This is a genomic window from Streptomyces sp. NPDC087300, from assembly GCF_044744425.1.
Classification (GTDB): domain Bacteria; phylum Actinomycetota; class Actinomycetes; order Streptomycetales; family Streptomycetaceae; genus Streptomyces.
In genome coordinates this window covers 868,012-880,989 of record NZ_JBIUYI010000003.1, presented here as the reverse complement: position 1 = coordinate 880,989, position 12,978 = coordinate 868,012, and the positions used below count along the sequence as shown (strand labels likewise).

The window sequence follows — 12,978 nt, the reverse complement described above, 5'->3', positions numbered from 1 at the left end:
GTCACTCGGCTCCCTTCCCGCACCAAGCCGTTCCGCCGTCGGCTCCGAATCACCGGTGCGGGGTGTCTTCGCCCCGACGTCGAAAGAGGGGCGGCATGACGCACAGGCGGCGGACGGCAGTGGTGGGGAGCGGGGTCGCGGGGCTGACCGCGGCGTACGTCCTGCGGGGCAGTCACGAGGTGACGCTGTACGAGAGCGACGGGCGGCTCGGCGGGCACGCGCACACGCGCGACGTGGTCTCCGGGGACGGCCGGGTGCATCCGGTCGACTCCGGGTTCATCGTGCACAACGAACGCACGTACCCGCATCTGCTCAGGCTCTTCGCCGAGCTCGGGGTGGCGACCCGGGCCACCGGGATGAGCATGTCGGTGCGGTGCGACGGGTGCGGCCTGGAGTACGCGGGCGCGCGGGGCCCGCGCGGTCTGTTCGCCAGGACCGCCAACGCGGTCACCGTCCCGTATCTGCGGATGCTCGCCGAGGTGCCGCGCTTCCACCGCGCGGCGCGGCGGCTGCTGGCCGAAGAGGCGCGCGACGGCGACCGGACCCTGGGCGACTTCCTGGCCGGGCACGGCTTCTCGGCGTACTTCGTGCGGCACTTCATGACGCCGGTGGTCTCCGCCGTCTGGTCCTGCCCCGCGCGGACCGCCCTGGACTACCCCGCCCGCTATCTGTTCCGCTTCCTCGACCACCACGGGATGCTCGCCGTCAGCGGGTCGCCGAGCTGGCGCACCGTCGTGGGCGGCTCGCGCGACTACGTGACGCGGATCGGCAAGCAGCTCGACGCCGTGCACACCTCGACGCCGGTGCGGGCGCTGCGGCGCGGCTGGGACCGGGCCGAGGTGACGACGGAGGACGGCGCGACCGCCACGTACGACTCGGTGGTCGTCGCCACCCATCCCGATCAGGCGCTGCGGCTGCTCGCCGATCCGACGGAGGCCGAGCGGCGGGTCCTCGGCGCGTTCCGCTACTCCCGCAACCCGACGCTCCTGCACACCGACACGACGGTCCTGCCGCGCCGCGCGGGCGCGCGGGCCGCCTGGAACTACCTGCTGCCCGCGTGCGACGCGGGCGCCGAACGGGTGCGCGTCAGCTACGACATGAACCGGCTCCAGGGCATCGACGCCCCCGAGACGTACGTGGTCAGCCTCGGCGACCACGGCATCGCGGCGGACCGGGTGCTGGACCGCATGGTCTACGAACACCCCGTCTACACACCGGAGTCGGTCGCGGCCCAGCGCCGGCTGCCCGCCCTGAACAGCCGGGTGGCGGCCTTCGCCGGGGCCTACCACGGCTGGGGCTTCCACGAGGACGGGTGCCGCTCGGGGGTCGAGGCGGCCGCGGCCCTGGGGGTGACGTGGTGAGCGGGCCGCGCCCGGCGCGCGGGACCGCCGTCCGCGGGGACGCCCGGTCAGGCGGCGGCCCGCCGGCCGTCCCCGCGCTCTACCCGAGCGTCATCGCACACGTCCGCACCCGGCCCCTGCGGTACGTCCTGCGACACCGCAGCTACCTGTGGCTCGTCGACCTCGACCGGCTGCCCGTGCTGCCCCGGCCGCTGCGCGCGCTCGCCAGGTTCGAGGGGCGCGACCACTTCGCGGGGCGCCCCGAAGGCATCCGGGCGGGACTCGAACGCTTCCTCGCCGCACGGGGCGTGGACCTGGCGGGCGGGCGGGTCCTGATGCTCGGCAACGCGCGCGTGCTCGGCCACGTCTTCAACCCGCTGACCCTGTACTGGTGTTACGGCCCCGGGGACGAGCTGCGCCACGTGGTCGCCGAGGTGCACAACACCTACGGCGAGCGGCACGCCTATCTCCTCGAACCGGACGGGGCGGGCCGCGCCGAGGTGGCCAAGGAGTTCTACGTGTCGCCGTTCTTCCCGGTGGACGGCGGCTACCGGATGCGGCTTCCGGTGCCGGACGAACACCTCCGCCTCTCGGTGGAGTTGCGCCGCGCGGGGGTCGGGCTCTTCACCGCGACCGTACGGGGCGAGCGGCGCCCGGTGACGCCCGGAAACCTGATGCGCGTCCTCGCCCGCCACCCCTGGTCGACGCTCGCCGTGAGCGCCGCCATCCGCGCGCACGGGATCCGGCTGTGGCTGCGCGGCCTGCCCGTACAGGACAGGCCCGACCAGCACGTACAGAAGGGAATGCAGTGACCACGCACGTCTTCGAACCACCCCACGGCGGTCTCGATGCCGGCCGGTGGCCCGACGTGGCCGCCGTGCCGCGCTGCTCGCCCGCGCGGTACGCGCTCGCGCACGCGATCGTGCGGCGCGCGCTGCGCGGGCTGCCGCTGAGCGTGCGGTGGGGGGACGCGGGGCGGACGGACGCCGAACGGCTCGGCAGGGGCGGCCCCTCGATGGCCGTGCGCGCGCCCGACGCGTTCGTCCGGCGGATCGCGGTCGGCGGGCTCATCGGCTTCGGCGAGTCCTATCTGGCGGGGGAGTGGGAGGCCGACGACCTCGTGGGCGTGCTCGGGGTGCTCGCCGGGCACGCCGCCACCCTCGTGCCCGCGCCCCTCCAGCGGCTGCGCGGAGTGTGGGCGCCGCGCCAGCCCGGCGCCCAGCGCAACACCCTGACCGGCGCGCGGGCCAACATCCACCGGCACTACGACCTGTCCAACGACCTCTTCGCGCTCTTCCTTGACGAGACGCTGAGCTACTCATCGGCGATCTTCGACCGGTCGCCCGGCAGTTGGCGGGAGCTGCCCGCCGCCCAGCACCGCAAGATCGACCGGCTGCTCGACCTGTGCGGGGTGACGCGGGGCAGCAAGGTGCTCGAAATCGGCACCGGCTGGGGCGAGTTGGCGATCCGCGCGGCCGCGCGCGGCGCCGTCGTGCACTCCGTCACGCTCTCCGCCGAGCAGCGGGAGCTGGCCCGTGAGCGGGTCAGGGCCGCCGGGTTCGAGGACCGGGTGCGGATCGAGCTGTGCGACTACCGGCAGGTCACCGGGCGGTACGACGCCGTCGTGAGCGTCGAGATGATCGAGGCGGTCGGCGCCGAGTACTGGCCCGCCTACTTCCGCGCCCTGGAGACCCTGCTGGCGCCGGGCGGCCGGGTCGCGCTCCAGGCCATCACCATGCCGCACGACCGGATGCGCGCCTCGGCGGGCACCCACACCTGGATCCAGAAGTACATCTTCCCCGGGGGCCTGATCCCCTCCCTGCGGGCCATCGAGGAGACCGCGGCCGCCCACACGTCGCTGCGCGTCACGGCGTGCGAGGGCTACGGTCCGCACTACGCGGCCACCCTGCGCCTGTGGCGCGAGCGCTTCGCGCAACAGGCCGAGTGGGTCGAGGAGTTGGGCTTCGACGCCACCTTCCGGCGGATGTGGTCCTTCTATCTCGCCTACTCCGAGGCGGGGTTCCGCTCGGGCTACCTCGACGTCCACCAGATCCAGCTGGTGGCCGCGCGCCCGGCGGGCCCCGGCACACCGACGAACGGAGGCCCGGCATGAGCGGGTTCGCCTGGGGCGCCTTCGGCGGCCACCTCGCCGGCACGGCGTGTGCCGCCCTCGCCGTGCTGCTCGTCGCCTTCGCCGTCGGACTGCGCACCGGCAGGCACCGGGTCGTCGACGTCGCCTGGGGCGTCGCGTTCACCGCCGTCGCCCTGACGTCCTACGGCCTGTCCGCCGGGCACGGGGACTCCGGAAGGCGGCTGCTCGTCACCGTGCTCACCGCGGTCTGGGGGCTGCGGCTCGCCGCGCACATCGCCTGGCGCGGCCGGGGGCACGGCGAGGACCCGCGCTACGAGCGCATGCTGGCCAAGGCGCCGGGCAGCAGGGCCGCCTACGCCTTCCGCAAGGTCTATCTGCTTCAGGCCGCGCTGGTGTGGCTGGTGTCCCTGCCGGTGCAGGCCGCCGGGTACGTGACCGGGCCGATGGGGCCCCTCGCGATCGCGGGCGGCGCGCTGTGGCTGACCGGGCTGGTCTTCGAGTCGGTGGGCGACCGCCAACTCGCCCTGTTCAAGGCCGATCCCGGCAACCGCGGCAAGATCATGGACCGTGGCCTGTGGTCCTGGACCCGGCACCCGAACTACTTCGGCGACTTCTGCGTCTGGTGGGGCCTCTTCCTCCTGGTGTGCGACGCCCCCGCCGCCGCGGCGGCCACCGTCGTGGGCCCGGTGACGATGAGTCTGCTGCTCACCCGCGGCAGCGGAAAGGCGCTCCTGGAACGGCACATGGCCGAGCGGCCCGGCTATGCCGCGTACGTGCGGCGCACCAGCGGGTTCTTCCCCCTGCCGCCGCGTGACCGGGTGCCGCCGCGCGAGCGGGGCTGAGGGCGCGAGCGGGTGCCCGGGTCCGGTGACACGTTCACCGGACCCGGGCACCCGCCTGCCGGGGCTCACATCTTCGGCATGAGGACCGAGTCGATGAGGTACACCGTGGCGTTGGACGTCTTCACGTTGCCGCACACCACCTTCGCGGAGTCGTTCACCTTGTACGACTCGCCCGATCCCGCGGTCGTCAGCGTGCCGCCCTCCAGGGTCTTGAACGAACCCTTCGCGAGCTGGCCGGGCATGACCTTCTCGCCGACCACGTGGTACGTGAGGATCTTGGTGAGCTGGTCCTTGTTGGCGAGGACCTTGTCGAGGTCCGCCTTCGGGATCTTGGCGAACGCGTCGTTCGTCGGCGCGAAGACGGTCACGTCCTTGGCGTTGTTGAGCGTGTCGACGAGGCCGGCCTTCTTGACGGCCGCCACCAGCGTGGACAGCGCCGGATTGTGCGACGCCGCCGTGGCGACGGGGTCGGACGCCATGCCGTCGAAGCTGCCCGCGCCGTCCTTGGGGACGCTGTCGCAGGCGGGGCCGAAGGGCCCCGACATGTCGTCGGCGTGGGCGAGCGGGGCGAGCAGCCCCAGGGAGACCGGCAGTGCGAGGGCTGCGGCGGCCGCGAGGGCGGTACGGCGGATACGTGTGCTGCGCATGGTCTTCTCCTCCTCGATGGAGGTGTGCGCCCCCGGGGCGGGCCCGGGGGAGGGCCCCGCCGGCCGGTCGGTCGGCAGGGCGGCGGACGCACGGCTGCCGCGGCGGTGGGGAGCGGCTGTGCCGGGCCCGTCGCACAGATGATTCGGAGCCACCGGCGAGCCCGGATTGCTCCTTTTGTCGCTTTGTGTGGAATGGCGCCCTGGGTGGGCGGGGCGGCGCCCGGGGTCAGTGCACCCGTCCCGCCCGGTGCGACCGGACCCTGACGCGGACGTCCGCCGCGAGCTCGCGCGGCGCCGCGGCCGCCCGTGCCTCGGCGACGGCACCGCTGGACAGCGCGCCCAGCACCACCGAAGGCGAGGCGTCCGGCTCCAGGACCAGCGTGACGGCGGCGCGCAGCCGGTGCGGCCGCCCGAGCACGCGGACGTGCGCCCGGTGCACCCCGTCGATCGCCCTGGCCCGCTCGGCCAGCGCGGCGCCCAGCGCGGACCCCGCGAGGGTGACGTCGCCCCGGCCCAGGGGCAGCGCGCGAAGCCGCCCCGTGCGGACCTGCGCGACCGCCCCGTACGCGCACAACAGGAAGGCGACCGACAGGGCGGCGAGCACGGCGGCGGTCCACCACGGGTGGTCGCGCCAGCGCTCCAGGGCGCCCGCGTCGAGCCACGTCCGGTCCGCGCCGAGGTGCGGCCACCCGGCGGGCAGCCGTTCCCGCACGGGGTCTGTCGCCGAGGCGAGCGCCGCTCCCGCGCCCAGCAGGACCGCCGCAGCGCAGGCCAGTGCGGTCCGGTTCGCACTGCCGCGGAGTCCGCTCGTCATTGGCTGCTCCCGTCTGCCTCGTGCGCTGTGGGGGTGCGCGATGTCGGTTCGGTGGGGTCCCGCACGGGATCGGTTGCCGAGGCGAGCGCCGCTCCCGTGCCGAGCACGGCGGCCGCCGTGCAGGCCAGTGCGGTCCCGTTCACGCCACCCACTGGCTGCTCCCGCCCGTCTCGTGCGCCGTGGGGGCGCGCCATGTCGGTTCGGTGCGGATCCGCACGCGCAGCCGCAGCGGGCGGGCGAGGCCGAAGCCGTCCGCCGCGGCCAGCGCGGCCCGGCGCGCGGCGTCGCGGGTGGCCTCCCGGTCCCCGAACCCCAGCCTCGCGCGCACCCGTGCGGTACGACGGCCCAGCCGGACCCGCACCCCCGTCACCCCCGGGACGTCGCGCACCGCGTCCCTCAACAGGGCCGCGGCGGCGCCGCGTTCGAGCGTGGCGCGTACGCCGGGCGCGGGCTCCGCGAGGGGGAGACGGCGCCGCTTGCCGGGTGTCACCGCGAGGACCAGCAGCCACACGCCGAGGGCGAACACCCCTGCCGCCGCCGCGAGATCGACGGCACCGACGCCGGGCCCTTGCCGGGACAGCCGGTGCACCAGGTCCACCCGCCACCGCGCGGCCGGCTGCCCGGCCGCGTGCACGGCGACCACCTCGTACAGGAGCACTCCGCAGACGGCGGCGGCCGTGAGGGCCAACAGGCCCATGGGCAGACGGCGTTGGGCCCACGGCCGCCGCACGGTGCGCCGAGTCCCGGGCGCGGCACCGGCCCCGACCGCCTCGGTCCCCTGCCCGCCGCCCGCCGCCTCGGCGCTGTCCCGCCGCGTCAGGGCGTGTACGTGCACACGGGCCGAGGGCACCGCGAGGCCGGTGAGCCGCGCGGTGCGGTCGGCGACATGGGCGCGCACCCGCTCGCCCGCCTCGTCCAGCGGCCCGGGGTAGGGCAGCGTGACGTCCACGGAGACCTGGGCCCTGCGGCCCCTGACGGACGCCGACGCGCCCGACACCCGGACGGGCCCCGACGCCCGTACCTCCGTCGCGGCGCGCTCCGCGATGCGCCGCACCGCGCGATGGGCGACGGTCGTCGAACCGCGCTCCGCCGACGTCGTCCGGGGCGGCGACGGCGTACTCATCGCCGCCCCCGGTCACGGCCGCCGAGGAACTCCCGGAAGTCCGTGCCGTCGTCGATCAGCCGGCCCACCACGAAACCGACCGCGCCGAGCGCGGCCACCAGGAGGAACGCGCCGAAACCGCCGAACCAGCCGGCGAATCCCAGCGCCATGCCGGCCAACAGGCCCACCAGGGCAGTGCTCACCACTCACCTCAGCTGTGTAGGAAGGGGACGGAGGGGCGGGGCGAACGGCTACTCCACGCGGGTCTCGCCCGAGGAGTCCGCCTCGTCGTCATCGGGCAGGCGCACGTCGTTGATCGCCACGTTGACCTCGACGACCTCCAGGCCGGTGATGCGCTCCACCGCCGAGATGACGTTCTCGCGCACGTCGTGCGCCACGTCCGTGATGGGCACCCCGTACTCGACCACGATGTCCAGGTCGATCGCCGTCTGGCGCTCGCCCACCTCGACCTTCACGCCCCGCCCCACGTTGGGCCGACCGCCGGGTACGCGGTCGCGCACGGCGCCGAGCGTGCGGGAGAGGCCGCCTCCCATGTCGTACACGCCGGGGATCTCGCGCGCGGCCATGCCGGCGATCTTGACCACCACGACGTCGGCGATGGAGGTCTTGCCGCGCGTGGCGGCCGGTTCGTCGGCACCGGTACCGCCGGTGACGGTGGTGGAACCCGCGGCGCTCTTCTGGACGGTGCCGGTCAGGCTGTGCGCCTCGCCCGTGGGCGTCGCGGCCTTGGTGGTGAGGTCCTGTGTCGCCATGCTGACTTCTCCTCGTCAGGTGCCGGCCGGGGCCGGGCGCCGGTTGGGGGGATCTTCGGTTCCGTGCTCGGTGCTTCTCCCGTTCTGACCCGGTCACTCCTCATCCGTTACGCGCCTGTGCGGAATTTCTTCTCCTCGCGTGTAGCGTGCCTGCGCCGCGTAACGCGGCGCGCTCTCGATGTGTCGTACGAGCACGATCGAAGTGAGAGGAGCCGCGCGTGCCGGGGGACCGGGGCAGAGCAGTGGAGAAGACGGACGCGTCCCTGCGGCGTGAGCACGACCTGCTGACGGTCAGGGCGGCCGAGGGCGACGAGGAGGCGTTCGAGACCCTGGTGCACCATCACGCGCCCGCCTTGCTGCGCCTCGCCACGCGGCTGCTGGGCAGCAGGGCGGAGGCCGAGGACGCCGTGCAGGAGTCGTTCGTGAGCGCCTGGCGCAAGCTGCCGGAGTTCCGCGGCGACGCCCGGTTCGGCACCTGGATCCACCGGATCGTCACCAACAGGTGCCTCAACGTGCTGCGCTCGCGCCGCTCCGACCTGGGCCTGGACGCCGTGCCGGAGCCGACGGCGCCCGACCACCAGGTGTCACCCTCGCGGGCGGCCGAGGCCCATGCCGCCGTCGCGGACCTGTCACGGGCCATGGCGGGCCTCTCCGCGGAGCAGCGCGTGTGCTGGGTGCTGCGCGAACTGGACGGCGCGTCCTACGAGTCCATTGCCGAGACGGTCGGCATCAGCCCGGAGGCGGTTCGCGGCCGTGTCTTCCGGGCGCGGCGCTATCTGACGGAGGCGATGGCGGCATGGCGTTGAACGAAGAGGGCCGCGAGGCCGCGGCCGAGGAGGCGCTGCCGTGCGGGCGGGAGCTCGCGCGGGTGTGGGAGCGGTGGGAGGCCGGTGTGCCCGATCCGCATGTCGACGCCTGCCCGTACTGCACCGATGCCGTGGCCGCCCTGCGCGCCCTGGAGGAGGTCGTCGCCGAGGCGCGCGTCACCGAGCCGCCCGAGCAGGCGTCGCAGGCCGCGACGCTCGCGGGCCGGGTCATGGACGTCGTACGCCTGGAACTGCGACCCGGCCGCACGCTGCCGCTGGGCGACGAGGACGAGGACGCGTGGATCGTGGAGGCGGCCGCCGCCAGGACGATCCGCGCGGCCGTGGAGACGCTGCCGGGCGTGCGCGCGGGCAGTTGCCGCATCGACATCGCGCCCCTGGACGCGGCCCCGGGACGGCCCGCCGCGCCGCCGGGACGGTTGCCACGCGGGCCCGTCAGGGTGCGGGTGGAGATTCAGGTCGCCCTCTCGTGGCATCTCCAGGACGTCGCGGACAGGGCCAGACAGCGGGTGTCGGCGGCGGCCGACGGTGAACTGGGCCTGCGGGTGGCGGAGATCGACGTACGGATCGCCGACATCATCGACGACGGCGCGGCGGACGAGGGTACGGACGACGTGGAAGGGGAACGGCGGTGACGGAGAGAGATGCTGCCAGGAGGACGGCCGGCGCGGTCACGGACGCGGTCACGGAGGCGGTCAGGGACGCGGTCCTGCGCACCCCGGGCGTCGCCTTCCTCAAGCCGGGACTCGCGGAACTCCTGCGCCCGTCCCCTCTGTTGCCGACCGGGCGCACCGCGGGGGTGCGCGTCCGGCGGGACAAGAACACCGGGAACTGGCAGGCGGAGGTGCAGGTGGTGGTGGCCCGCGGGCATCGCGCCCTGGACGTGACCAGGGAGATCCGCGCGGCCGTCGCGGCGGCCGCGCCCCGGGAGGCCGCGGGGATCGCGGTGACGGTCACGGTGACCGGACTGGTGTGAGACACGCGGCGCGTGCCTCACGTCGCTTGTGCGGTTCGTGCGGCTCGTGCACCTCATACGGCTCGTACACCTCATACGGCTGGTGCGAGCCGCGCGGGCGGTCCGGAGTCCGCACCGGCCGTCGTCGGTAAGGGCAGTTCGGCGAAGACCCGGGCCCCGCGGTCCTCGGCGAGGTCGAGCGAGGCGAGCACCGAGGGGATCACGATGCTGGGCAGCAGGTGCCGCATGAGGGCGGCCGCCCTGCGGTCCAGGTCCCGGTATCTGCTGGCCGTCTCGGACATGGACTGCACCCCGGCGAAGCCGCCCACGACGACCTCGGCGCTCGCCGCGGTGTCGACGTGCGACAGGAGCTCGCCCTGGACCTTGGCGGTGTCCAGGAGTTCGCGGACGATCTCCACCCACGGGTCGAACGGGCCCCGCCCGTCCGGCCGGTGGCCCACCTCGTGCAGGGACAGGCGGACTCCCGCCCGGACCATCGGGTCGTTCTGTAACCGGTAGCCGTGCAGCAGTACGACGTCGACGAGTTCCTGGGCGCGGCTGGCGCGTGGCGGCACCGTCGGGCGCTCGGTCTGCTCGGTCAGTACGCCGTGGGCCAGGTCTTCCTTGGACTGGAAGTGGAAGTACAGCGCGCCTTTGGTCACCCCCGCCGTCCTGAGGATCTCGTGGATCGTGGCCGCCTGATAGTCGTGCTCGTCGAAGACCCTCGCCGCCGCCTCCAGGATCGCTCGACGCGTCCGTATCGCCCGGGCTTGCTTGGCCACCCCTGTCCCCCTTCTGGCCACTTCTTGGAGCAAGTATCAAACCAGAACGGCGGTTTGTGATCCAGGCCTGGTCAGGGCCCATAGAAGGGACGACCGGTTTCCACTTGTCCCGCCTGACTGTGTTTCACTACTCCTGTGCCGGGAACGTGCTGGCTGTACGGGCCTTGGGGAGTGACGGACCCAAGGCCTGGCGAAAGAGGCGGGGACGGCGGAAACTGGCGTGGTCTTTACGGCAACCCAGAGCCACCAGTTTACAAACCGTGCAGTCGGTTTATAGACTCCCCTTGGGACGCGCAAGCGGTCGGCACTTCGTCCCCCGGCGTGCCGACGGGCCGGTCGCGGTCCCCACCGCGGCCGGCCGCTCCGTGACCTCAGCGGTGGAGGAGAGCCTCCACCGACTTGCGCAGGGCGGCGGTCACGGTGAGTACGTCAGCGTCGCCGAGGGGCGCGTAGCGGAACGTGGTGCCGATGCCTGCCGCGCGCGGCTCGTCGGCCACTTCGTCGCGGATCTCCGGACAGGCCCTAGGCGGCCCCGGGGTGCCGGGGGCATGCTGAGCGCCATGGTGCAGCAAGTTGCAGAAGGTGCCCGTGACGTGGCGCGAGGAGGGCTCCGTGGCTGAGGACGCGTACGCGCACGGGACCAGCGGGACCCCACTGCTCGGGGACACCGTGGGACGCAACCTCGACCGGGCCGTCGCGGCCTGGCCGGACCGGGACGCGCTCGTGGACGTGCCGAGCGGCAGACGCTGGACGTACGGCGAATTCGGCGCGGCCGTAGCGGAATTGGCGCGCGGGCTCCTCGGCTCGGGGGTCGGCAAGGGCGACCGCGTCGGGATCTGGGCGGTGAACTGCGCCGAGTGGGTGCTCGTGCAGTACGCCTCCGCGCGGATCGGCGCGATCATGGTGAACATCAATCCGGCCTACCGGGCCCACGAGCTGGACTTCGTCCTCAGGCAGGCCGGGGTCTCCGTCCTGGTCGCCTCGCTGTCCCACAAGAGCAGCGACTACCGCGCGCTCGTCGAACAGGTGCGGCCGAACTGCCCCGGACTGCGCGCCGTCCACTACGTCGGGGACCCCTCGTGGGACCGGCTCATCGACGCAGGACGGCAGGTCACGGACGCGGAACTCGCCGCTCGTGAGGCCCAGTTGAGCTGCGACGACCCCGTCAACATCCAGTACACGTCGGGCACCACGGGCTTCCCCAAGGGGGCCACGCTCTCCCACCACAACATCCTCAACAACGGCTACTGGGTGGGCCGTACGGTCGGCTACACGGAACAGGACCGGATATGTCTGCCCGTGCCGTTCTACCACTGCTTCGGCATGGTGATGGGCAATCTCGCGGCCACCTCGCACGGCGCCTGCGTCGTGATCCCCGCGGCGTCCTTCGACCCCGTCGCCACGCTGCGCGCCGTCGAGCGGGAACGCTGCACCTCGCTGTACGGCGTGCCGACCATGTTCATCGCCGAGCTGAACCTCCCCGACTTCGCCTCGTACGACCTGAGTTCGCTGCACACCGGGATCATGGCGGGCTCGCCGTGCCCGGTCGAGGTGATGAAGCGGGTGGTCGCCGAGATGCACATGGCGGAGGTCTCCATCTGCTACGGCATGACCGAGACCTCGCCGGTCTCCACGCAGACCCGCCGCGACGACGACCTGGAGCGCCGCACCGGCACGGTCGGGAGGGTCATGCCGCACATCGAGGTGAAGGTCGTCGACCCGGCCACCGGCGTGACGCTGCCGCGCGGCGCCTCCGGCGAACTCCGCACGCGCGGCTACAGCGTGATGCTCGGCTACTGGGACGAGCCCGAGCGGACCTCCGAGGTGATCGACGCGGGACGCTGGATGCACACGGGTGACCTCGCGGTCATGCGCGACGACGGCTACGTCCAGATCGTCGGCCGCATCAAGGACATGGTCATCAGGGGTGGCGAGAACGTCTACCCCAGGGAGATCGAGGAGTTCCTGTACGGCCACCCGAAGATCTCCGACGTCCAGGTCGTCGGCGCCCCCGACGAGCGGTACGGCGAGGTGCCGCTGGCCTGCGTGATCCTGCGCGAGCCCACCGACGTACTGACGCTCGACGAGCTCCGGGCGTACTGCGAGGGGCAGTTGGCGCACTACAAGATCCCCGCGCGGCTGCGCATCCTCGACTCCTTCCCGATGACGGTCTCGGGCAAGGTGCGCAAGATCGAGCTCAGGGAGCGGTACGGGCCGGGGGAGTGAGGTCGCGGCGCATGCACAGGCGGGGCCACCGGTCCAGGCCGAGCTCCGCCTCGTGCGCGCGGATCGCCCTCAGCCGCGGGGTGAGTTCGTCCGGGGCGAGCGGGCGGAAGCCGATGCGGGCGTAGTACGGGGCGTTCCACGGCACGTCGGCGAACGTCGTCAGGGTGAGCGCCGACCGGCCCGCCGCGCGGGCCCGTTCGGCGGCGTGCCCGATCAGCGCCCCGCCGATCCCGCGGCGGGCGGCGCGCGGATGCACGGAGACCTGCTCGATGTGGTCCGCGTCGGCGTCCTCGACGGGCTCACCGATCAGATACGCGACGGGCACGTCCGCCGCGTCGACGGCCACCCAGGCGCGGCCGGCCCGGCGGAAGCGGTCGAGATCCGCCACGGCGGGCGGCTCGTCGTCGGCGACCGACGCCATCCCGAGGGCGCGGAAGGGTTCGCCCGCGGCCCGCTCGATCTCCTGGAGCAGGGGGAGTTCGGCGGCGGTGACAGGGCGGATGAGCGGGGTCCCGGTGTGCATGGGGCCGAGTATGCACCGGCCGAAATCAGTTGTGCGCGGACGGGTGGTGCGGGGATCG

General features: G+C 73.5%; 16 protein-coding genes. 8 read left to right on the top strand and 8 right to left on the bottom strand.

All coding sequences use genetic code 11. The features are described 5' to 3' along the window. Positions 1-95: 95 nt before the first annotated feature. The 4 genes from ACIO9J_RS14780 to ACIO9J_RS14765 all read left to right on the top strand — a co-directional run bounded on the left by ACIO9J_RS14780 (position 96) and on the right by ACIO9J_RS14765 (position 4,274). The gene (locus ACIO9J_RS14780; protein WP_401997938.1) at positions 96-1,361 is read left to right on the top strand and encodes an NAD(P)/FAD-dependent oxidoreductase; all 1,266 of its coding nucleotides are present in this window, start codon (positions 96-98) and stop codon (positions 1,359-1,361) included. Positions 1,362-1,453: 92 nt separating this feature from the next. After that, the gene (locus ACIO9J_RS14775) at positions 1,454-2,152 is read left to right on the top strand and encodes a DUF1365 domain-containing protein (protein ID WP_401998634.1); all 699 of its coding nucleotides are present in this window, start codon (positions 1,454-1,456) and stop codon (positions 2,150-2,152) included. Continuing rightward, positions 2,149-3,453 carry a class I SAM-dependent methyltransferase gene (locus ACIO9J_RS14770; RefSeq protein ID WP_401997935.1) on the top strand — a complete coding sequence of 435 codons (1,305 nt, stop codon included), beginning with the start codon at positions 2,149-2,151 and terminating at the stop codon, positions 3,451-3,453. Before ACIO9J_RS14775 ends, ACIO9J_RS14770 begins: the two co-directional genes overlap by 4 nt. After that, positions 3,450-4,274: a DUF1295 domain-containing protein gene (locus ACIO9J_RS14765; RefSeq protein WP_401997932.1), complete on the top strand. Its 825-nt coding sequence runs from the start codon at positions 3,450-3,452 to the stop codon at positions 4,272-4,274. Before ACIO9J_RS14770 ends, ACIO9J_RS14765 begins: the two co-directional genes overlap by 4 nt. 65 nt (positions 4,275-4,339) lie before the next feature. Here the strand turns inward: ACIO9J_RS14765 and ACIO9J_RS14760 are convergent, their stop codons facing one another. From ACIO9J_RS14760 to ACIO9J_RS14740, 5 genes are all read right to left on the bottom strand, one after another. Continuing rightward, positions 4,340-4,921, bottom strand: coding sequence for a fasciclin domain-containing protein (locus ACIO9J_RS14760; protein WP_401997929.1), 582 nt, complete (start codon positions 4,919-4,921; stop codon positions 4,340-4,342). A 226-nt stretch (positions 4,922-5,147) separates the two neighbouring features. Next, complete coding sequence (locus tag ACIO9J_RS14755) at positions 5,148-5,735, bottom strand: alkaline shock response membrane anchor protein AmaP (RefSeq protein ID WP_401997926.1); 588 nt, start codon at positions 5,733-5,735, stop codon at positions 5,148-5,150. A gap of 139 nt (positions 5,736-5,874) precedes the next feature. Next, complete coding sequence (locus tag ACIO9J_RS14750; protein ID WP_401997923.1) at positions 5,875-6,858, bottom strand: DUF6286 domain-containing Asp23/Gls24 family envelope stress response protein; 984 nt, start codon at positions 6,856-6,858, stop codon at positions 5,875-5,877. Further along, positions 6,855-7,040, bottom strand: coding sequence for a hypothetical protein (locus tag ACIO9J_RS14745; protein ID WP_401997920.1), 186 nt, complete (start codon positions 7,038-7,040; stop codon positions 6,855-6,857). Before ACIO9J_RS14745 ends, ACIO9J_RS14750 begins: the two co-directional genes overlap by 4 nt. A 48-nt stretch (positions 7,041-7,088) precedes the next feature. Next, a complete protein-coding gene (locus ACIO9J_RS14740; RefSeq protein WP_401997917.1) occupies positions 7,089-7,610 on the bottom strand; it encodes an Asp23/Gls24 family envelope stress response protein in 522 nt (173 codons plus the stop codon). 242 nt (positions 7,611-7,852) lie between these two features. Between ACIO9J_RS14740 and ACIO9J_RS14735 the strand changes: the two genes are divergently transcribed. The 3 genes from ACIO9J_RS14735 to ACIO9J_RS14725 are packed head-to-tail and all read left to right on the top strand — an operon-like array spanning position 7,853 to position 9,410. After that, positions 7,853-8,416, top strand: coding sequence for an RNA polymerase sigma factor (locus ACIO9J_RS14735; RefSeq protein WP_401998631.1), 564 nt, complete (start codon positions 7,853-7,855; stop codon positions 8,414-8,416). Then, a complete protein-coding gene (locus ACIO9J_RS14730; RefSeq protein WP_401997914.1) occupies positions 8,407-9,069 on the top strand; it encodes a hypothetical protein in 663 nt (220 codons plus the stop codon). The genes ACIO9J_RS14735 and ACIO9J_RS14730 overlap by 10 nt, the downstream gene beginning before the upstream one ends. Next, positions 9,066-9,410 (top strand): Asp23/Gls24 family envelope stress response protein, encoded by a 345-nt coding sequence (locus ACIO9J_RS14725; RefSeq protein ID WP_401997912.1) that lies wholly within the window; start codon positions 9,066-9,068, stop codon positions 9,408-9,410. The genes ACIO9J_RS14730 and ACIO9J_RS14725 overlap by 4 nt, the downstream gene beginning before the upstream one ends. A 71-nt stretch (positions 9,411-9,481) precedes the next feature. Here ACIO9J_RS14725 and ACIO9J_RS14720 read toward each other — a convergent pair whose 3' ends face one another. Then, on the bottom strand, positions 9,482-10,171 hold the full coding sequence (locus tag ACIO9J_RS14720) for a ScbR family autoregulator-binding transcription factor (protein WP_401997909.1): 690 nt from the start codon (positions 10,169-10,171) through the stop codon (positions 9,482-9,484). Positions 10,172-10,542: 371 nt separating this feature from the next. Beyond that, a complete protein-coding gene (locus ACIO9J_RS14715; protein ID WP_401997907.1) occupies positions 10,543-10,668 on the bottom strand; it encodes a hypothetical protein in 126 nt (41 codons plus the stop codon). Positions 10,669-10,783: 115 nt separating this feature from the next. Here ACIO9J_RS14715 and ACIO9J_RS14710 point away from each other — a divergent pair, with 115 nt between their 5' ends. Beyond that, complete coding sequence (locus ACIO9J_RS14710; RefSeq protein ID WP_401997904.1) at positions 10,784-12,397, top strand: AMP-binding protein; 1,614 nt, start codon at positions 10,784-10,786, stop codon at positions 12,395-12,397. On the opposite strand, the gene ACIO9J_RS14705 is transcribed toward ACIO9J_RS14710, so the two are convergent. Then, positions 12,369-12,920 carry a GNAT family N-acetyltransferase gene (locus ACIO9J_RS14705; RefSeq protein WP_401997901.1) on the bottom strand — a complete coding sequence of 184 codons (552 nt, stop codon included), beginning with the start codon at positions 12,918-12,920 and terminating at the stop codon, positions 12,369-12,371. The two genes, ACIO9J_RS14710 and ACIO9J_RS14705, sit on opposite strands and share 29 nt — an antisense overlap. Positions 12,921-12,978 lie beyond the last annotated feature (58 nt).